This is a genomic window from Nostoc sp. (assembly GCF_036919895.1).
Taxonomy (GTDB): Bacteria; Cyanobacteriota; Cyanobacteriia; order Cyanobacteriales; family Nostocaceae; genus Nostoc.
In genome coordinates this window covers 22,209-42,299 of record NZ_JBALBW010000053.1, presented here as the reverse complement: position 1 = coordinate 42,299, position 20,091 = coordinate 22,209, and the positions used below count along the sequence as shown (strand labels likewise).

The 20,091-nt window shown below is 42.3% G+C and carries 17 protein-coding genes; 9 read left to right on the top strand and 8 right to left on the bottom strand.

Features of this window, described 5'->3' with window-relative positions:
* Positions 1-188: 188 nt before the first annotated feature.
* Both carB and V7K55_RS09740 read right to left on the bottom strand, forming a co-directional pair.
* The gene (gene carB, locus V7K55_RS09745; RefSeq protein WP_334830599.1) at positions 189-3,455 is read right to left on the bottom strand and encodes a carbamoyl-phosphate synthase large subunit; all 3,267 of its coding nucleotides are present in this window, start codon (positions 3,453-3,455) and stop codon (positions 189-191) included.
* Between the two features lie 532 nt (positions 3,456-3,987).
* The gene (locus V7K55_RS09740; protein WP_292866553.1) at positions 3,988-4,542 is read right to left on the bottom strand and encodes a Dps family protein; all 555 of its coding nucleotides are present in this window, start codon (positions 4,540-4,542) and stop codon (positions 3,988-3,990) included.
* Positions 4,543-4,985: 443 nt separating this feature from the next.
* Between V7K55_RS09740 and V7K55_RS09735 the strand changes: the two genes are divergently transcribed.
* From V7K55_RS09735 to V7K55_RS09720, 4 genes are all read left to right on the top strand, one after another.
* Entirely contained in the window at positions 4,986-5,231 is a 246-nt protein-coding gene (locus V7K55_RS09735) for an Asr1405/Asl0597 family protein (protein WP_334830597.1), read from the top strand.
* 77 nt (positions 5,232-5,308) lie between these two features.
* Positions 5,309-5,977: a (2Fe-2S) ferredoxin domain-containing protein gene (locus tag V7K55_RS09730; RefSeq protein ID WP_334830595.1), complete on the top strand. Its 669-nt coding sequence runs from the start codon at positions 5,309-5,311 to the stop codon at positions 5,975-5,977.
* Between the two features lie 291 nt (positions 5,978-6,268).
* On the top strand, positions 6,269-6,691 hold the full coding sequence (locus V7K55_RS09725; RefSeq protein ID WP_334830593.1) for a hypothetical protein: 423 nt from the start codon (positions 6,269-6,271) through the stop codon (positions 6,689-6,691).
* Between the two features lie 894 nt (positions 6,692-7,585).
* A complete protein-coding gene (locus V7K55_RS09720; protein WP_334830591.1) occupies positions 7,586-9,271 on the top strand; it encodes a calcium-binding protein in 1,686 nt (561 codons plus the stop codon).
* Between the two features lie 206 nt (positions 9,272-9,477).
* Here V7K55_RS09720 and V7K55_RS09715 read toward each other — a convergent pair whose 3' ends face one another.
* The gene (locus V7K55_RS09715; RefSeq protein WP_334830589.1) at positions 9,478-10,800 is read right to left on the bottom strand and encodes a Rid family detoxifying hydrolase; all 1,323 of its coding nucleotides are present in this window, start codon (positions 10,798-10,800) and stop codon (positions 9,478-9,480) included.
* Positions 10,801-11,004: 204 nt separating this feature from the next.
* Between V7K55_RS09715 and V7K55_RS09710 the strand changes: the two genes are divergently transcribed.
* Complete coding sequence (locus V7K55_RS09710; RefSeq protein ID WP_334830587.1) at positions 11,005-11,313, top strand: hypothetical protein; 309 nt, start codon at positions 11,005-11,007, stop codon at positions 11,311-11,313.
* Positions 11,314-11,315: 2 nt separating this feature from the next.
* A complete protein-coding gene (locus V7K55_RS09705) occupies positions 11,316-11,759 on the top strand; it encodes a type II toxin-antitoxin system VapC family toxin (RefSeq protein WP_334830585.1) in 444 nt (147 codons plus the stop codon).
* A gap of 96 nt (positions 11,760-11,855) precedes the next feature.
* Here V7K55_RS09705 and V7K55_RS09700 read toward each other — a convergent pair whose 3' ends face one another.
* Positions 11,856-12,287 (bottom strand): NUDIX hydrolase, encoded by a 432-nt coding sequence (locus tag V7K55_RS09700; protein ID WP_334830583.1) that lies wholly within the window; start codon positions 12,285-12,287, stop codon positions 11,856-11,858.
* Positions 12,288-12,479: 192 nt separating this feature from the next.
* Between V7K55_RS09700 and malQ the strand changes: the two genes are divergently transcribed.
* Complete coding sequence (malQ, locus tag V7K55_RS09695) at positions 12,480-13,988, top strand: 4-alpha-glucanotransferase (RefSeq protein ID WP_334830581.1); 1,509 nt, start codon at positions 12,480-12,482, stop codon at positions 13,986-13,988.
* 203 nt (positions 13,989-14,191) lie between these two features.
* On the opposite strand, the gene V7K55_RS09690 is transcribed toward malQ, so the two are convergent.
* Together V7K55_RS09690 and V7K55_RS09685 are read right to left on the bottom strand one after the other, a co-directional pair.
* Complete coding sequence (locus V7K55_RS09690) at positions 14,192-15,004, bottom strand: helix-turn-helix domain-containing protein (RefSeq protein ID WP_334830608.1); 813 nt, start codon at positions 15,002-15,004, stop codon at positions 14,192-14,194.
* Positions 14,979-15,791, bottom strand: a complete 813-nt coding sequence (locus V7K55_RS09685; RefSeq protein WP_334830579.1) for a pseudouridine synthase — start codon at positions 15,789-15,791, stop codon at positions 14,979-14,981. The genes V7K55_RS09690 and V7K55_RS09685 overlap by 26 nt, the downstream gene beginning before the upstream one ends.
* Positions 15,792-15,925: 134 nt before the next feature.
* Here V7K55_RS09685 and V7K55_RS09680 point away from each other — a divergent pair, with 134 nt between their 5' ends.
* Positions 15,926-16,642, top strand: coding sequence for an LmeA family phospholipid-binding protein (locus V7K55_RS09680; protein WP_334830577.1), 717 nt, complete (start codon positions 15,926-15,928; stop codon positions 16,640-16,642).
* 85 nt (positions 16,643-16,727) lie between these two features.
* On the opposite strand, the gene V7K55_RS09675 is transcribed toward V7K55_RS09680, so the two are convergent.
* Both V7K55_RS09675 and cbiT read right to left on the bottom strand, forming a co-directional pair.
* Positions 16,728-17,609 (bottom strand): phosphatidate cytidylyltransferase, encoded by an 882-nt coding sequence (locus V7K55_RS09675; RefSeq protein ID WP_334830606.1) that lies wholly within the window; start codon positions 17,607-17,609, stop codon positions 16,728-16,730.
* A gap of 138 nt (positions 17,610-17,747) precedes the next feature.
* Positions 17,748-18,350 carry a precorrin-6Y C5,15-methyltransferase subunit CbiT gene (gene cbiT / locus V7K55_RS09670; protein ID WP_104898802.1) on the bottom strand — a complete coding sequence of 201 codons (603 nt, stop codon included), beginning with the start codon at positions 18,348-18,350 and terminating at the stop codon, positions 17,748-17,750.
* 95 nt (positions 18,351-18,445) lie between these two features.
* Between cbiT and V7K55_RS09665 the strand changes: the two genes are divergently transcribed.
* Positions 18,446-19,849: a serine/threonine protein kinase gene (locus tag V7K55_RS09665; protein ID WP_334830575.1), complete on the top strand. Its 1,404-nt coding sequence runs from the start codon at positions 18,446-18,448 to the stop codon at positions 19,847-19,849.
* Positions 19,850-20,091: the final 242 nt, after the last annotated feature.

Here is a 20,091-nt window from a genome sequence, read left to right as displayed (position 1 = left end):
TTTGTTAAGATATCTCTAATGAGAACTATAGTCATTCTCTTATAACAATTGCTTAATTTTCTGGGGATTGGGGATTGGGGATTGGGGATTGGGGATTGGGGATTGGGTTATTAATTAGTTATTCTTTCTCTCCCTGCTCTCCCTACTCCCTGCTCTCCCTGCTCCCCCTGCTCCCTGCTCCCTACTCCCTACTCCCTCATAATCGGGCAGTACTCTTGAATGGTTTTTACTTCCAAGGTTGTATTTTGTAAAGAACGGATAGCGGCAACGGTAGCTTTTGCGCCGGCAATAGTGGTTATAATGGGGATTTTGTAAGCTAAGGCTGTGCGACGGATTAACCTAGCATCAGTCTGGGCTTCTTCCCCGGAAGGTGTGTTGATAATAAGTTGGATTTTTTTGTTTTTGATTGCATCTAGGACGTGGGGACGGCCTTCATGAAGTTTAAGCACTAATTCAATATTTAACCCCTGCTCTAGAAGAACTTGGCGTGTACCAAGGGTAGCCATCACTGTAAAGCCCAAATCGATAAATTCCTTCACCACAGCGCCGGCGGCAGCTTTATCGCGATCGCTCATTGATACAAATACAGTTCCAGTCAGTGGTAAACGCTCCCCAGCACCCAGTTCCGCTTTGGCAAAGGCTCGGCCAAAGTCGGTGTCTATCCCCATCACCTCACCAGTGGATCTCATTTCTGGGCCTAATATTGTATCAGTTCCTGGGAATTTATTAAAGGGTAATACTGCTTCTTTTACTGCAATATGTGTGGGAATAACTTCCTCGGTAAAATGTAGCTCCTCTAAGGTTTTACCCGACATAATTAAGGATGCTAATTTCGCTAACTGTACGCCCGTTGCTTTAGATACAAAGGGAACTGTACGGGAAGCGCGGGGGTTTGCTTCCAAAATGTAAACTTGGGGAGAATAAGTACTTGCACCGACAACGGCAAATTGAATATTCATCAATCCTACGACTGAAAGCGCTTGTGCTAACTCCACCGTCCAAGTGCGAATTTGATTGAGAACTGCTGGTGATAGGGAAATAGAAGGTAAAGAACAAGCAGAATCTCCTGAGTGAATCCCGGCTTGCTCAATGTGTTCCATAATACCACCAATTACGACTCGTCCAGTATGATCGGCGATCGCATCGACATCGACTTCAATGGCATTTTCCAAAAACTTATCAATCAAAATCGGATGTTCTGGTTCTATGAGTACTGCAAAGCTCATGTAGCGTTCCAACTCAGTATCGGAATAGACGATTTCCATCGCCCGCCCCCCTAATACATAGCTAGGACGCACCACTACCGGATAGCCAATGCGTTTGGCGACAATCAGCGCATCTTCGTAACTCCGCGCAATTCCATTGGGCGGTTGGGCAATATTCAACTGTTGGAGAATCTTTTCAAATCGTTCCCGGTTTTCCGCCATGTCGATGGAATCTGGCGATGTTCCCCAAATTTTAGTCAGCAGTCCTGATGTGTCATTGTTAAGAAACTCTTGTAAAGGAATAGCCAACTTTAGCGGAGTTTGTCCGCCGAACTGGATTATTACCCCAACTGGATTTTCAGTTTCGATGATGTTAAGGACATCTTCTTTTGTTAAAGGCTCAAAGTAAAGGCGATCGCTGGTATCGTAGTCTGTCGAAACTGTCTCTGGGTTGGAGTTGACCATAATCGTCTCATACCCTGCGTCTTTTAAGGCATAAGCGGCGTGACAACAACAATAATCAAACTCAATTCCCTGGCCAATGCGGTTAGGGCCACCACCCAAAATCAACACTTTGGGCTTAGTTGCGGGCATTACCTCTGTTTCTTCTTCGTAGGTAGAGTAATAGTAGGGGGTAAAGGCTTCAAACTCAGCAGCGCAGGTATCCACAGTTTTGTAAACTGGGATAATTCCTAGTGACTTGCGGTAAGCGCGAACTTCGTCTTCGGTGGTTTTGGTCGCATAAGCAATTTGGCGATCGCTATATCCATCCCGCTTAACATCATACATTTGCTCTTTTGTCAATTGCTGCAAAGGTGTCCGCTTTAGGAATTTCTCCACATCTAGGAGTTGCTGCAATTTGTCCAAGAACCATCGATCAATACCAGTAAGTTCGTAGATTTCCTCAATGGTCATGCCTTGCTGCAAAGCGTGACGGACAGCAAAAATGCGATCGGGGTTAGGTGTTCGCAGTTGGGCGCGGATTTGTTCGCCACTGGGTAATTTCTCGGCTTTGTCGCAACCCCAACCAGCGCGTCCGGTTTCGAGCGATCGCAGTGCCTTTTGGAAGGATTCGTTGAAAGTCCGTCCAATTGCCATTGCTTCCCCGACTGACTTCATTTGAGTTGTCAGCACTGGGTCGGAACCGGGGAACTTTTCAAAGGCAAAGCGGGGAATTTTCGTCACCACATAGTCAATTGTCGGCTCAAAGGACGCGGGAGTTTTCTTGGTGATGTCATTTTGAATTTCATTCAGGGTGTAGCCCACAGCTAGCTTTGCAGCAATTTTGGCGATGGGAAAACCTGTAGCTTTGGAAGACAAAGCCGAACTGCGGGAAACGCGGGGATTCATCTCAATTACGACGACATCGCCATTAACCGGATTAACAGCAAATTGAATATTAGAACCGCCAGTTTCCACACCTATCTCGCGGATGATTTTAATTGCCATATCCCGCAGCCTTTGATATTCTTTATCAGTAAGGGTTTGCGCGGGAGCGACGGTAATAGAGTCCCCGGTGTGAATGCCCATAGGGTCAAGATTTTCGATGGAGCAGATAATCACCACGTTATCTGCCAAGTCACGCATCACTTCAAGTTCATATTCTTTCCAGCCGAGTAAGGACTGGTCAATGAGAATTTGCGAAACAGGACTAGCATCTATACCTACCTGTGCCATTTCTTCAAATTCTTCTTGGTTGTAAGCAATACCGCCGCCACTTCCACCCATTGTGAAAGCTGGACGAATAATTAGGGGATAAGTACCAATTTGACGAGCAACAGCTTTGGCTTCTTCCAAAGATTCGGCTGTGTCGCTGGGACAGACGGCTATCCCAATCCTGGCCATTGCTTCACCAAAAAGTTTTCGATCTTCGGCTTTTTCGATGGCTGGGAGTTTAGCGCCGATTAACTCAACACCATACTTTTCCAATACGCCATTTTTGGCTAAAGCAACGGCGAGGTTGAGGGCGGTTTGTCCTCCCATCGTTGGTAGTAAAGCATCGGGGCGTTCTTTCTCAATGACTTTTTCGACCAATTCTGGAGTTAACGGCTCAATGTAAGTGCGATCGGCCGTTTCCGGGTCGGTCATAATCGTTGCAGGATTGGAGTTGACCAAAACCACTTCATAGCCTTCTTCTCGCAGCGCTTTGCAGGCTTGAGTGCCAGAGTAGTCAAACTCACAGGCTTGTCCAATCACAATTGGGCCAGAGCCTAACAATAGAATCTTCTGGAGGTCATCACGGCGGGGCATAGTCGTTGCCTTGGAGTATGAGAATACAAATCCTGATTATTTTAAGGGTCTTTACACCCTGTCGTGCTTTTTATTATTAAGTTTTCTAGGTTTGATGACAGAAAGGGGATTAGGGACTGAGGATTGGGGATTAGGTACTGGGGACTGTGGGAGAGTGTTTAAGTAAGCATTTCCCCAATTCCCAATAAATATTTTGTATTTCCAATTTTATTTAATTGTGATGCTCAAATTTTTAAAGCTTTTGCGAATATTTATTATTTAATTTGATGAAACTTTGCAACAAATTGTGATTTTTTGTGGGATATATCTGTCTGCTTATTCAGGATAAATAAATTTCTTAGATAAAAATATTTATTAACTAGCTAATTGCCAATTATTATCAACATTAAATATTATGAGAATATGTTTACTTAGATTAAAAATGGCAGAGAAATAAGGATACCATTCTCTGCCATTTTTTATAATATTTTAAGACTTCGTGCGGCCAACTTTTGCTTTTAGTCTAGGTAGACAAATCTAGATTAGGAGAGTTTTAGCTTTGAGCAGCTTGGACAAACCCTAAAGTTAAGCTGTCTTTAGCGAGGAAGTGAGACAAATGATAAGCGCGTTCTTCAGTTTTCAACAAAATCTTTTCGTACAGATAGCGTGTACCCCGATCGCCTAAACTCTCTGCCTGAGCAGCTTGACGACGAATTACGCCAATGATTGCTTGTTCGGCAGCTAGGTCATTCTCCACCATTTGGCGAGAGGAATATACGCCTTCAGATTCTTGCTCAAAACAGGTTAATTCTGCTAATTTGCTAAAGGTCGCTACTGGCACACCACCTAGTCCATCCAAACGTTCTCCAATTTCATGAACGTGGTCTTGTACTTGGTTGTAGCTTTCGTTAAAAAACTCATGCAGAGAGTAAAATTCTGAGCCTTCAACTACAAAATGATGTTTTTGGTACTGCAAGTACAGTGCTTGAAAACTAGCTAATATAACGTTGAACCCTTCTGTAACTGGAGCAGTAACGCTGTGATCCAGCAACACTGGATTGTCATATACATGACCAAAATTCCGTAACAAAGTTTGCGTTTCTGACATTGTGTTCCTCCCTTTTTAACAGTTATGGATTTTAACTGCTTATTCTCAACATATTAACATTTTAATAATAAGATCAAGCCAATCCGCTATCACAATATTTTGTATTCTTGCTTACTAAAATTCTCAAGTTTATTGTTTGCTGGATGGTGGCACGCTCATCAAGTTGTATCTACGTACCCAGAAACGTTGATATAAAAATTTAACTATCGATATAGCCTGAAAGGTGAGTGGGGAAGAAATAGGGCAACCGAGAGCAGAGGATCTTTTCCCATAGCCAATGCCCCATTCCCCATCTACATTTTATTTTTTTTCAAAAATTAATGAGAATTGTTTGCACTTAAGGTATGCTGGTTTTAAGAGGTTACACTCCTAAAACTTTCAAAAAACAGAGAGTTAAATCGCGGTAGTTACTGCAAGTTTGTTGCACTTTGAGGGCAATTCTCTTGAAATCGTTTAGTTCAGAAATAGAAAGCAACCACCTTGTAGAGGTAAATTGGGCAGATCGCTGGCAAGTCTATCAACGCCTAAAGGAGTTAGACATTCCCTGTAGTTGTACGGCTAACCAGCCATTGAAAGTTGAAATTGGCTCTCCGATGACAGTTGTTCAACTGTGGAGTGTGATCCGGCGATTAACAGCCTCCCGTCAAGAGCAAATTTTGACTCTTGAGTGCTGCTGGAAAAATCGCTAACAAGAGTTCTAATTTTTAGCTGCTGCTGAGAAAATCTTGCTTGATAGCTTGTACTTAGTTAAAAGGAGATCAGAAAAATGGGTGCATCTCACAGTATGGAAGGATCGGAATTTTGTCTTGAGGGCAGATTTATAAATTTTGTTATTAAAGATGGCTATAAGCTTAAAGGCTTAATACTGGGGACTCATGAGGGTGAGTCTTACATTAAACTAGCTAAACATTTACGGGCTGCTTTTGACTTGCGCTTACCACCAGGGACTTGGCTGGAAGTTGTTGGTTATAAAAAACATGATTTGAAAGATGGCACTGTCACGCTGAAAGCTGAACGGGTGATGGCGGCGCGTTCTGAGATGGGGAGAGTTGAAACGATCGCACCAGTCCAAGAACCCCCATCTATTGATCATGTCAAGGTAAAGCCAGCTAAGGCTAAAGCCACGATTTTGGTGTGTCAAAAGTCTGATTGTATGAAACGTGGTGGTAAAGCAGTTTGTCAGGCGTTGGAGGCAGCTTTAAGCGATCGCGGTTTAGAAGACCAAGTTACAATCAAAGGCACTGGTTGTATGAAGAACTGTAAAGCTGGGCCGAATTTAGTAATGCCAGATAAAACCCGCCATAGCCGAATTCAAGCTGCACAGGTTCCAGCCTTGATGAATCAGCATTTTGGCGACAAAAATTTGTCAGCACAGCCTGATAATTTAAGGGAAGTAGCGATATCTAATGGCAAACTTTGGGGAAGTACTTCATAAAATCTTGACATTTTAATGAGAAAGCTTAATAATATCTTCTCAAGTGTGTTCCGTTAATACTCGGCTTCAAAGTCTGATATAAGTTTGCAATAAAATCAAAAAACTGGCTTTAATTGAGGCCAGTTTTTTGAATGAATAGGATTTTTATGAAGCAATTTTTAACCCGGATGCTTCCATAATTTAGAAAAATTCCAGGGAAGGTGGTTGATTGGTGAGTACGTAGACGCAAAGAGACTTGTTGTTAGACATCGCTTACAGTTGAAGCGTCAATCAACAATGACTTAAAAACCAATGCCACATACCACTCAGTGGATATATATCGTTTTTTTGACATTTTTCATGATAGTCATGATTTTTCTATTCCGTCATGACTGGAATCGCCTTGCTAAACTCTACTGCACCAAAGAAGCGCCACCACAAAACTTTTCCCGGATGCAAAGCGGTTCTGTGGGTTTGGTTCACTATAAAGGGACTTTAAATATTGGTATAACTTCTGAAGGGATTTATCTAAGCATTTTCCCTTTGTTTCGCTTCGGACTTACGCCATTGTTGATTCCCTGGAGTGCCATTAGGAAGATTGAACCTGCTAACCAACTATTTATTCAGCGTTTTCGTTTGTATCTTAGTTCGCCAAAAGTCAAACTGATTTTAAGTAAAGATATTTTGGAATCAGGTAAAGAATTTTTAGCGACACAGGGATTTGAGTGGATTTAGACCTGACTTTTCATGGTATCTGGAAAACCTCACTTCTATTTCTCTCTTCTAAAAAATTATGGTGTACACACATCTTTGTACAAAACTGATAACGCAACTTTTAACCGCTTTGCTCAACTAAGAGCGGTGTCTACCTCTGTCTTCAACAAATTGGTTAACTCAAGGGTGAATTTTACGCCGCCTATTTGTTAAGAGTTGTTTGAGTTGTGGTAGTTGTAGTCTATATAAGCGCAGAATGAAATTATGTTATCAAGTTATCTGAAAGTATAACTTGCAGAACTCATGATATAAGCTAGTTTTAGCCACAAGCTAAGTGTGTCTCCTCAAAATGAAACGTTCCCTAAAAAGCTCATTTATGGGCAAGTGTAAAGAAATATTAGGTTGAAAGCTTGCTTTACCCGTAAAAGTTTTGAGTTTTAAAACATCATTCTTAGTGAAGTTAGTAAATCAATAAAGCATTCTCTGCAATATTTCTTGACAACATATCCGTGCTGGTATCTCGGCGGACACCCTTCGTCATAAGTTCCTGATATTTATACCATATAAAATTAAGTTTCAAGGGTGCATGAAGTTAAAAAAAGCCTCTAATTAGCATCTTGGCTCAATGGCTAATTCAGAAAATTCAAAAGTTGACTCATGAGAGCGTCTTAACTACAGGGCTAGCTTGAAAAGCTCAAATGTTAAAGGAATAGTTGTGAAAAAACTTAAATAGCCGCTACTAATAAGCCGATTCATAGAGTCATTTTTCATGAATAACTAGTGCTGCATCAGAGCGACATAAACTATGCCGATAGTGTCAACTTTCGGTGAGTCATTAGTGCATCATAACAGCACTAAATGCCAATTAAAAACTTAACAAATGTACAAAATATTGCTTAAAAGGAGTCAAAGTTTATGGCACTTATCACTGGTACAAATCAGAATGATTACCTTTACGGTACTGATAATAATGATGTTATCAAAGGGCTAGCGGGAGACGACAACCTTTATGGAGGTAAAGGCAATGACAACCTTTATGGAGATTTGGGTGATGACTATTTAAACGGGGAAGAGGGTAATAATAATCTATATGGAGGAGCAGGTAATGATTCCTTCTATGCTGCCAACTCCTCTGGAAACAACCTTTTAGATGGAGGTGATGGGAATGATGAGCTTTACGTTTATAGTTCGACTGGAAGTAACACTCTCAAGGGTGGAAGTGGAAACGATATCTTAGATATTCGCTATTCTTATGGAAAGAATATCTTAGATGGTGGTTCTGGGGATGATAAACTTTATGCTCGCTACTCTGTAGGAAACAATACCCTCCAGGGTGGAGATGGAAATGATTATCTTGGAGTTGATTTGTCTGCTGGTAATAATGTCCTGAATGGAGGTGATGGAAATGACACCCTGGATGTTAGTTATCAATGGAAAGGCAAGAATATAGTTTCAGGTGGAAACGGGGCAGACATTTTTGATGCCCGTGGAGTTCAGGGTACTAACACTCTTAATGGTGATAGTGGTGATGACTCTTTTTATATCAGTAGCCCAAGTGCAGACACTGTGGTGCATCCTTTAGTAACTCAAACAGTTGATGGAGGAACAGGTAATGATTACTTGTTAGTTGACTATAGTACTGCGATCGCTGGCATCACCTCAAGTTTCAACACTAGTACTAACGAAGGTTTAATTACTGCCGACACAAATCAAGTTAGTCACAAGAATATTGAACGGTTGGAAATCAAAGGTACGGGCTATAACGACAATATTGTAGGGGGCAATGGTAACAATAAACTCTATGGTGGTGCAGGTAATGATACCTTAACTCTTAACCATTACGCATCTGGTAATAACATCCTCAATGGTGGGGCGGGTGATGATTTTGTGTCTGTAGATTACAACTATGGCACTAACCTATTAGAAGGTGGCGATGGTAATGATTATCTATCTGCTGTTTTGAACTACTCCTACGCCTACGGCGGAAGTAACACCCTGAATGGTGGTGCAGGTAATGACATTTTGGATGTTAGAAATTCCTATGGTAATAACATCCTGAATGGTGGCGCAGGTAACGATACCTTATACGCAGACAATACGTCTGGTAGAAACATACTAGACGGTGGCGATGGTGATGATTATCTATCCGCTATTGGCTCTAACTTCTATGCTGAGAGCAGCATTCATATTCTAAATGGCGGTGCAGGTAACGATACCTTAAGTGCTGATGGTGGACGTGGTAAGAATACTCTCATCGGTGGCACAGGTAATGATGCCCTAACTGGTGGTTCAAATGAAGATACCTTTGTTTTCAATAATTATCATGAAGGGCTTGATAGTATTTACAACTTCGGTACTATTGACCACATTCAAATATCTGCTGTAGGTTTTGGTGGTGGTTTATCACCAGGTTCGCTCTCTGTTAGTCAGTTTATTCTCGGCACAACTGCAACAACAAGCGATCAACGATTTATTTACAATACAAGCACAGGGGCGCTTTACTTCGACCAAGATGGTAGCAATGGCGGATTTAGTCAGGTAAAATTCGCACAACTAGATGGTATATCTTCACTCAGCGCCAGCAATTTTATAGTAGTTTAATCATTGTATAAATTGCGAATTGGGCATGGCTAATTGATCAATTTTCATGCCCTGGGCAATTTTCTCTCAAATCTAACCCTCAACCCCTTCCCTACAAGGCTCAACTGTCAGCCTCAGAGGCTCAAAAATGCCCTGGCGACTATAAGTCGCGGCTACACAAACAAAACCCGCCTGCGCGGGTTGCAAAAATCTTTATACCATTTCAATTAACCGCTAATTACAGCGATCGCATCAATTTCTACCAACACATCTTTAGGTAAGCGCGATACCTGGACACAAGCCCGCGCTGGGGCTGTATCTTCGGGGAAATATTTAGCATAAATGGCATTCACCGCCGCGAAATCATTCATATCAGCTAAAAATACAGTGGTCTTCACCACATCTTGAAAAGTCGCACCGGCTGCGGTTAGGATGGCTTCAAGGTTAGCTAATACTTGCTCGGTTTGCTTTTTGACATCATCAGTGTAGACGACATCACCAAGGCGGGGATCGATGGCAATTTGTCCAGCGATGAATACAAATTGACCTGAAGCTGCGATCGCTTGATTATAAGGGCCGACTGGTGCGGGTGCGTTATCAGTATTAATTACTTTACGGGTCATAGATATTACTTTCTCTAACGATGTTTCTTGTTTACCGATTTCTGCTTCAGCTGCGATCGGTTTGTAGACTTCTCCATCTGGCATTATCGCACGGCTAAAGTCAGCATCTTCAATTAGCCATCCGTAAGTAGCAGCATCGGTCAAGTCTGCTCTGGTCAAATTGGTTTCTCTCAAATTTACGTTTTTCAAATCTGCTCCTTGGAGAACTACTCTCTCCAAATTTGCCTTTTGTAGACAAGATTGTCTAAGGTTTGCCTGTGCGAGATTGGCTCCAGCCAAATCAGAACCAGCCAGATTTAAGCCTGATAAATTAAAACTTTGTAAATTTACTGCTTGCAGTTTAGCACCCTGTAGATTTGCCTTTTGAAAATTTACGCTCTCTAAGTTAGCTCGACTTAAATCCACTCCGACTAGGGAAACTCCACTAAAATCTACACTACTGAGTGTTGAATTACTCAAATCTGCTCCAGCTAGGGACACTTCTCTCAGTTTTGCACTACTCAAATTTGCATGACTTAAATTTGCCTTGTCTAAGTTGGCATGACTCAAGTTTGCACCACTCAAATTTGCATGACTTAAATTTGCCTTGTCTAAGTTGGCATGACTCAAGTTTGCACCACCTAGTTCTGCACCACTTAAGTTAACACTGCTTAAGTTTGCACCACTAAAGTTTGCTGTACCACCATTCACTCTACTGAAATTTGCGGTTGTTAGACATGCCCTACTAAAATCAGTTCCGTAAATTGTTGCCTTTGTCAGGTCTGCCTTACTTAAATCTGCACCTTTAAAATTTGCACCAATCAGGTTGGCATTCGATAAGTCTATTTCAATCAGGTCTGTATTTCTGAGGTCTACTTTTTTCAGCACTGCTCCCTGAAAGTTCCGTTGTCCTGCGGCGTATTTTTCTAAAAGTTCCTCAGCATCCATAATGCACCTTTAAATACCACTGACACAGTATAATCACAAAAACTTTGTGTCACCGATATTCCTCTCTTTTCTTCCTTTGCGCCCTTTGCGCCTTGGCGGTTCGTCCCTCTTACCCCAACCTCGGACGTATCCCATAATGCCGTCAGATTAGCATTTCGCTCGCACTCGTATAATACTCTTACGACAAACTTCAAAACATCATTGATGAATATTAAAGAAATACTCCTCCAAGAAATTGAATCATCCCCAGAAGTTCTACTAGCCGAAACGCTAGATTTTTTGCGTTTTCTCAAAACAAAACCAAGAACCGAGGAAATATCTCTTGATCTGTCAACGGAAAAAAATGATGATACTTCCAATCATCAAACGAAACTGGAAATACAAGAAGCAACACCAATTCTTAGAGGCTCTAAAGCAGAAGACTTACTAAAATTTGCAGGAACTTGGCAAGGAGATGATTTTGAAGAGTGCTTGCAGCTAGTTTACGAAACCCGTTCTCCGGCTGAATTCTAGTAATGTACCTTTTAGATACCAACCATTGTAGCCGGATCATTTTCGGAGAAACAAACCTCATCCGTCGATTACAAGAACACATCGGCTTAGGAGTTGCAACTAGCGTGATTGTGCAAGGTGAACTCCTTTATATGGTGCAAAAGTCTTCTGAACAAGAAGCAAATCTTCGCTTTGTCAGAACTTTTCTGCAAACCATCGATCTTTATCCCATTAGTGGAGGGGTTGCAGATGTTTACGGTAGCCTCAAAGGAAAAATTGTCGAATATTTTGGCCCCAAAGACAAAGCAAAGCGGAGAAAGTTTACAGTTCAAGACTTGGGTTTTAGCGATAACGACTTGTGGATAGCATCAACTGCTCTGCACTATAACCTCACTATTGTCTCAGGGGATAGCGATTTTCAAAGGATACAACAGGTGCAAACCTTAGCTTTAGAATCTTGGCTTTGACATTCTCCCAACACCAACAAATTTCGGTATGCTAGGGAATTCCAGATATTCCTCTCTCCTCCCCTCTTCCCTCCGCGCCTCTGCGGTTCATCCCTCTTACCCCAACCTCGGACGTATCCCATAATGCCGATATCGCCAATAATCCCGCAAAATGCGATCGTGATCAAAACATAAATTACCAGGTACACACCAATACTCAAAAATGCCTACACCCTTGGCATCATCCCCAGCCTTTGGTTCCCCCCTAGCTGTCGCTAAAAACACGATGCTAATCGTATGCTGACGGGGATCGCGATTAGGATCGGAATACACCAGTAATTGTTCAATCAACTCCACCTGCAAACCCGTTTCTTCCTCAGCTTCCCGCCGCGCCGCCACTTCCACGGCTTCTCCATAATCTACAAAACCACCAGGAATAGCCCAACCTAAAGGAAGATTATGTCTTTCAATTAACACTATTGGCCGATGAGGTCGATCTACTAGTTCAATGATGATATCAACTGTTGGTGCAGGATTTCGGTAAGTCATAGTTATTATTCATTAGTCATTGGTCATTAGTCATTAGTCAAGGACAAATGACAAACAAAATGAGTTTACTTGATTTGCCGTGCAAATACTGTTCCGTGATAAATTCGATGCGATTGGCTTTGCCACTGCCCCTTGGGCAATCGCGTAGCGTGTCCATCAAATAATTGCTCCCTCTCATAATTCAGGTTACTTATGCCTTTTCCTAGATCCAGTGGTATTTTGCTGCATCCTACATCCTTTCCCAGTCGATTTGGCGTTGGAGATTTAGGCTTAGAAGCCTATCGCTTTATTGATTTTCTCAAAGAGAGCCATCAACAATATTGGCAAGTTTTACCCCTGGGCCCCACTGGATACGGTAATTCCCCATATATGTGCTACTCGGCAATGGCAGGAAATCCCCTGATGATTAGCCCAGAAAAACTGCGAGATGAGGGTTTGTTATCTGAAGAAGACTTTGCTAATTTACCAGGATTTCCGGTAGAAAAGGTAGACTTCGATCGGGTTGTGCCAATTAAGATTGGACTACTCAAAAAAGCCTGTGAAAACTTTAGAGCCAATGCTACGCCTATCCAGCAGAAAGAGTTTGAAGGTTTTTGCGACAGCAAAGCCTACTGGCTAGATAATTACGCCTTATTTATGGCGCTGAAAGATGCCCACAATGGTGCAAGCTGGCATACATGGGAGCCAGAATTTGTCAAGCGTAAACCCGAAGCATTAGCTCAAGTAGAGGATCGCCTCAATGGAGATATTTTCTATTACAAGTTCGTCCAATTTGAGTTTTTCCGGCAGTGGTCAGACCTGAAAAGCTACGCCAACATGCGCGGTATTGACATTATCGGCGATATTCCTATTTACGTATCTCATGATAGTGCTGACGTGTGGGCAAATCCCGACATCTTTTGCTTAGACGAAGAAACAGGAGTTGCGGCTCAAATGGCAGGAGTCCCACCAGATTACTTTAGTGCCACCGGTCAATTGTGGGGCAACCCGGTTTATAACTGGGAGGAATTGCAAAAACAAGACTTTAAATGGTGGGTACAGCGCTTTGAAGCAATGCTGGACTATGTAGATATAATTCGCATTGACCACTTCCGGGGCTTTGAGGCTTATTGGTCAGTACCCAAAGGTGAAGAAACTGCCATGAATGGGAAATGGGTGGAAGCGCCTGGAGATGCTTTTTTTGCAGTGATTAGGGAGAAGTTGGGCAAGCTACCCGTCTTGGCGGAAGATTTGGGAGTGATTACACCAGAAGTCGAAGCGCTGCGAGACAAGTATGAATTTCCGGGAATGAAGGTTTTGCAGTTTGCCTTTGGTTCCGATCCCGAAAATCCGTTTTTACCATTTAACTACCCACGAAATGCTGTAGTTTATACTGGCACTCACGATAATGACACAACTGTAGGCTGGTTCAATTCAGCCAGCGACAACGAAAAGCATAACTTATGGCTTTATTTAGGTTGTATTAGTCCTGAAGGTATCCAGTGGGATTTAATTCGCCTAGCTTTGAGTTCCATAGCTAATCAAGCGATTATTCCTTTGCAAGATATCTTGGGATTAGGAAACGAAGCGAGGATGAACTTTCCCAGTATCGCTGAGGGAAACTGGGAGTGGCGCTATCAATCAGGAGCGTTGAGAGAGGAATTAGGCGATCGCTTAAAAGTTCTGACCAGACTTAATAGACGCGCCCCGCAAGAAAATTGAGGAGTGGGGAAATGAGGCTAGAAGGGTAGTAGGAAAAGACAAGGCAGACAAGGCAGACAAGGTAGAGGGAGGAGTAAATGTCTCCTTTTCCTCCTTGTCTCGTTGTCCCCCTCATCCTCGTCATCTCCCCCAGTCTTTTTTTTCAATTTTGTTAGCGAGTCCGCGATCGTCATTTGGAATTTTGAATTGATTTCTCCCTCATCTCAAAACTTAGACTTGGCAGCAATCCTAACTTCTTCCTCTTTCCCTGGCTCTCCCATTTCCTTGGCTTTCTCTTGATTGACGCTCATCAACACACCACCAGCATTATCAGTTTTTACTGTCAGCTGCTCTTGAGCTTTCCAAATCCGGTGAGTTCCCTCTGGGAGAATCCCCTCAAACTCGGTTTTGCCATCGGCGATGACGCGAATCCAGGATGATGCTTTCAAAGTCACACCAATTTGTACAACCTGTTCTTGTTGTCCGCCGTCAAGGGGAGCGCTGACAGGTTGAACTTTTAGTGAATCTTTTGGTTGGGTTGGCTCTGGTTTAACAATGGACTTTTGTTTTGGGTATGGTTGGTTTTGGCTATTACTTGCTTGTAATACTGCGTTATTTAATAACTGAGATAAGCCATTTACAGAGCAGACAATTAGCAATATGTAAAGAAAGTAAAGATGAATTGGACGTAGTTGATTAATGGGTGAAGTATTCCCCATACCTTGAGGGTTAACTTGTGCGGAACTAATTGGAAAAGTGCCAGAGAATTCTACTCCATTCAAGCCCAGTGCATCAGCAAATTGCCTGATAAAACCCTGAATGTAGACTGGTTCTGGCAGATCGTTTAAATTACCTTCTTCGATCGCCTGCAATAATCGCTGAGGAATTCTGGTTAATATAACCACTTGCTCTAGAGATAAGCCTTGTTCTTGACGCAACGCCCAAAGTTGAGCGCCCAATTCTGCCAACTTTTCGGCCCGTTGTTGCTCTAACGAAATTGATGGCTGGTGATTATTTTTCTTTCTTAGCCATTTCATGCGTGCTGACACTCCTTAACTCCACTGAATCTTTAGTAGGTTGCGTTATCCGATCTTGCAAAAAGTGAATCTCATAATCGTTGAGGGAACGATATTTACCCTCTAACAACAAGGTTTCTTTTGGAGTTTGTAATTGAATGGGGCCGATAGCAGTTCGATGCAGCTTGATTACTGGGTATCCTAACTGTTGAGCTATGCGACGAATTTGGCGATTTCTTCCCTCCTGCAACACTATTTCTAAAAAGCTTTGCTCGGCACGACGTTCTATTAGATTTACCTTAGCAGCCCTGGTTTTTCTCCCCTCCAACACCACACCCTCACGCCACATTTGTAGTATTGCTTCTGGGGGATGTCCCTTGACCACAACATGGTATGTCTTGGAAATACTGTGGCGGGGATGGGTTAATCCAAATGTCAGATTTCCGTCATTTGTGAGGATTAATGCTCCCGTAGAGTCTGCATCTAAACGCCCAACTGGGTGAATCCCTGAACCCTCCCGTAATTCTTTCGGTAGTAGATCCAGGACTGTTTTTCTTCGGTGAGGGTCGTAGCAAGTCGAAACTACTCCCGCAGGTTTATGTAGCAATAGATATATTAAAGCCGGACGCTGCTTTTCGGATACAGTTTTACCATCAATTGCGATCGCATCTTTTTGGCGATCAACTTTTTGACCCAAATGCGCCAATACTCCATTGATTCGCACCCGTGAGTGCCTAATCATTTCTTCAGCTTCACGACGTGAGGCGATGCCCCATTGAGCGAGAATTTTTTGTACTCTTTCCTCCATCTGGAATTACTTATTTACTGTTAACAATTAAATGATATTTGCATTTTGTAGCGAGTAGGCATAAATGTTACATTTAAGACTTGTTTAATATTCTGTCCGGTTATTGAGCAAATACTCATAAACAGATTGGTTAGATGCCAGAGCAAAATTCCCAAACAAGAGATGCCAAGAAAAGCCGTATAATTACGCAGATACTTACCAAAGCCCTAAAGCTCTGGTTAAGAGCGCAAGTGAGCCAAATATCAGAATTAAAAGTGGAGATTGAAGCAAGCGATCGCCAACTTCTCTCTGGGCGCATCCCCTTGGTATCTATTTTTGCTTCTCATGCAGTTTATCAAGGTCTCCTAATTACACAAATTCAATTAACGGCAGAAAATATTCAGATAAACATTGGCTCCGTACTTAAGGGAAAGCCCCTGCGACTGTTAGAAACAGTATCAGTGGTTGGCGACTCGATCGTAGACGAGAAGGATCTGAATGCTTCTCTCTCATCTGATTTATTATCGACTGCTTTGAGCGATTTTCTGGTTAAGGTTTTACCAACACATTTCCCAAAGTCACAACCAATTAATTGGCAAGAAATTATTCTTGATAACAATCAAATTATACTGCGAGGTTTGAGAGTCACCAATAGCGAAACAACGCCTCTAGAGATTTCTCTGGGTGGCTTAAAGTTACTCAGTGGGCATGAGTTGCAACTGGCACAAGTAAAAATCAAGCCCAACCAGGGAGATATATTAGAGGGCGATCGCCAGTACAATCTGGATCTTGGCTCAGATGTCGATATCCAAGAACTAACACTAATCCCAGGTAAGCTAGTGTGTCGGGGGCGGATTAACGTTAATCCTTGATGATGAAAAATTAAAAATATCCTATCCTAAAGTGAGTTCGACAGGATGAATTGACTGTGATAGGTGGTTAAGATGCTACACGTTTCTATAGTAGCGGCAACAGTAGTGTCACAAAATAATAAACCAAAGGTGCTGTGAAAATATAACTATCAGTACGGTCTAAAATACCACCATGACCGGGGATTAACTGTCCAGAATCTTTAACTCCAGCATCCCGCTTAAGCATAGATTCGGTAAGATCCCCTAAAAGACTAGCAATACCAATCAGTAAACCCAACGCTAAACCAGTAAACAGGGATCTGGGCAAGTGTAAATAATAGGCTCCTGCTATAGCTACAGCAACACTTGAAGTAATGCCAAAGACAGCACCTTCTACAGTTTTTTTCGGGCTAATATCAGACAGACGGGTTTTCCCAAAGAATTTGCCAATGGTGTAAGCGCCAATATCGGCTGCCCAAATACACAAAAAAGTCAGCATTGTTGCTGTAAAACCTTGTGGTAAGGAAGCAGAATTTGCCTTTTCCCAGAAATCTGCCCAGGTTGCAGGCCAATAACCTCCAAAAGGGAGATTGCTAAAAACGGCACTATCAATTGCTCGTAATCGTACCCAGTAACTCGGCAAATAACCTACGTAAAATAGCCCCATTATAGAAGCAGAAACATCAGCGATCGTGGCAAATTTGGGTTGAAATAACAGGTAAAAACAAATAAATGTACCAGCTAAAGGCATCACAGCGTCAGCTAAACTACCATCAATGGTACAAATTACTAGCAAAACTAGGCTGACAGCCATAGTGGTTTTGGCGGCGGGAGCGATACCTCTGGCTCGCACCAAATTAAAATATTCCTGTTGACCCAAAAAGATGACAACCGCAAACATGATGGTAAAATACCAACCGCCCAAAAGGCTAACAGAAAGAGCAAGAGCGATCGCAACAATTCCACTAATAATCCGAGACCAAGGCATAGAAGTATTGGGTACTGGGTATTGGGTACTGGGCATTGGGTACTGGGCATTGGGTACTGGGTATTGAGTATTGGGTATTTGGAAAACTCCTAGTCCCTAGTCCCTAGTCCCCAGTCCCCAGTCCCTACTCCCCAGTTCCTAATCCAGTTTCTCACCACTGAGGATAAAAATGGGATCAACGGCGGTAAAGGTTTGAGAGAAGCCGCGCGTCTCTAAGCGGTTAACCGCAGACTGCACTACTTCAATATTCCTAGCCCTTAACAGAGAAAAGCTTTGAGAAATAGCATACAGACTTTCTAGATTAGCAGCTGTGGCTACAACCCGACCCGATGGTGGCAAATAATGCCATGCTGCTTGCAGAATTTCCTGAATGGGTCTTCCTCCCTCGATACAAATACGGTGAGGAGCAACCTTAAGGTTATGTAAACACTCTGGGGCGCTACCTTCAATTACTTCGACGTTTTTCACTTCAAAGCGATCGCAGTTACGCTTAATCAGATTAGCTACTTCTTCATCCCTTTCGATAGCGATAATCTGACCCTTTGGACACAATAGCCCCACCTCTACGGGAATTGTACCTGTCCCTGCACCAATGTCCCACAAAACAGAATCTGATGTTAACCGCAGTTGGGCAATTAACAGTAGTCGGACTTCTCGCTGGCTCAGGGGAATTCCTGGCAAATGCTCGAATAAGTCATCAGGAATACCAGGGGTAATATAAGGCCAAAGTTGGGAAGGCATAGAATTACGCAATTATACTAAAAATATCGATTTGCCAAAATTGGAAAGTCATAATCTCTAAAAACTTTTCAAACGTAGCATTATAAGAAACCATAATGATTGGCGAAATATTAGCCGAACGCTATGACGTTCAGCAGCTATTAGGAAAAAAAGCAGGGCGGCGAACACTTGTAGCTCGTGATTTGAATACTCAGGAATTAGTCGTCATCAAGTTACTCTCTTTTGGTGGTGACTTTGAATGGGACGATCTCAAGCTGTTTGAGCGAGAAGCTGAAACTCTCAAATCTTTGTCACATCCCTTAATACCTCGCTATTTAGACTATTTTGAGGTAAAATCAGCGACAATCAAAGGATTTGCCCTAGTACAAACTTATATCCCAGCAAAAACTTTAGAGCAATACTGCCAATCTGGGCGGACTTTTACCGAAGCAGAAGTCAAACAGATAGCCAAAGCACTTTTAGAAATTCTCATTTACCTACATGGGTTATATCCGCCTGTTATCCATCGCGATCTTAAGCCTAGCAATATTTTATTGGGAGAGCGTTCTGGTAACAGTGTTGGTCAAGTTTACCTAGTAGATTTTGGTTCGGTGCAAACTGTCCTCGCTACCGAAGGTGGAACTAGGACTGTGGTGGGGAGCTATGGCTATATGCCACAGGAGCAATTTGGCGGCCGCACTGTCCCCGCTTCCGATCTTTATAGCTTAGGTGCAACTTTAATTTATTTAGTGACTGGTACTCATCCAGCCGATTTACCCCAAAAGGATTTTCGGATTCAGTTTGAACAATTGGCTAATGTGAGTCCTGGATTGACTCGCTGGTTGAAGTCCATGACTGAACCCAGTTTAGAAAAGCGTTTCAATTCTGCTACCGAAGCAATCGCAGCTTTAGAAAAACCACAAACGACAAACTTACCTGCTTTGGTTGTGAGCAAACTAGACGGCAGTAAGATTCAACTAACCAAAAATTGGGATTCTCTAGAAATTATTATTCCACCGCCTGGTTTCAATTCATCAATATTATTTACAGGTGTATTTGCGATCGCCTGGAATTCATTTATCCTGGTTTGGACAATTGGCGCTCTTTCCGCCCCTTTTCCTGCCAATATCCCCTTTGCTTTGTTCTCACTTCCTTTTTGGGGTGCTGGCTGTCTAATGGTGTATAAATTTATCTTTAGTTTGTTTGGACGCATCTGTTTACGCCTAAATGCAGAACAAATTGCCCTAAGTAGGGAGTTGTTTAGTTGGAAATTTGAGCGTCCCCGGCCATCACCAAGGAAATGTGTTAATAAGTTGGTTTACATTCCCAAATACTTTACTAAAGACCCCGAAGGCAATAGAGTTGCTGTTTCAGCACAATTATATATTTGCTCAGGAGTACAAAAATATCAGATTAGTGGAAACGATATCGGCATTAAATCCGAAGTAGAACTTGAATGGTTAGCTGATGAATTAAGTCAGTGGTTAGGTTTGCCAATTACCAATCCAATGGGAAGTTAGTTGAACTAGCGATCGCTTTCTTTGCTCAACGTGTCCAGTTCTGTATCAACCATACTTGATATAGAGCCTATGTACTATTGTGGCTGATACTTGGTACATTGCCCTATTCATGCAGCAAATCGATCAAAAAAATAGCTCACAGTTGGAAAATTTATGCTTTTATGGATGATACTGTCTTCATAGACCGTACAATTGTACTAACCAAATTTAGATGAAACTTAACTGTAACCCTTACTACGAAA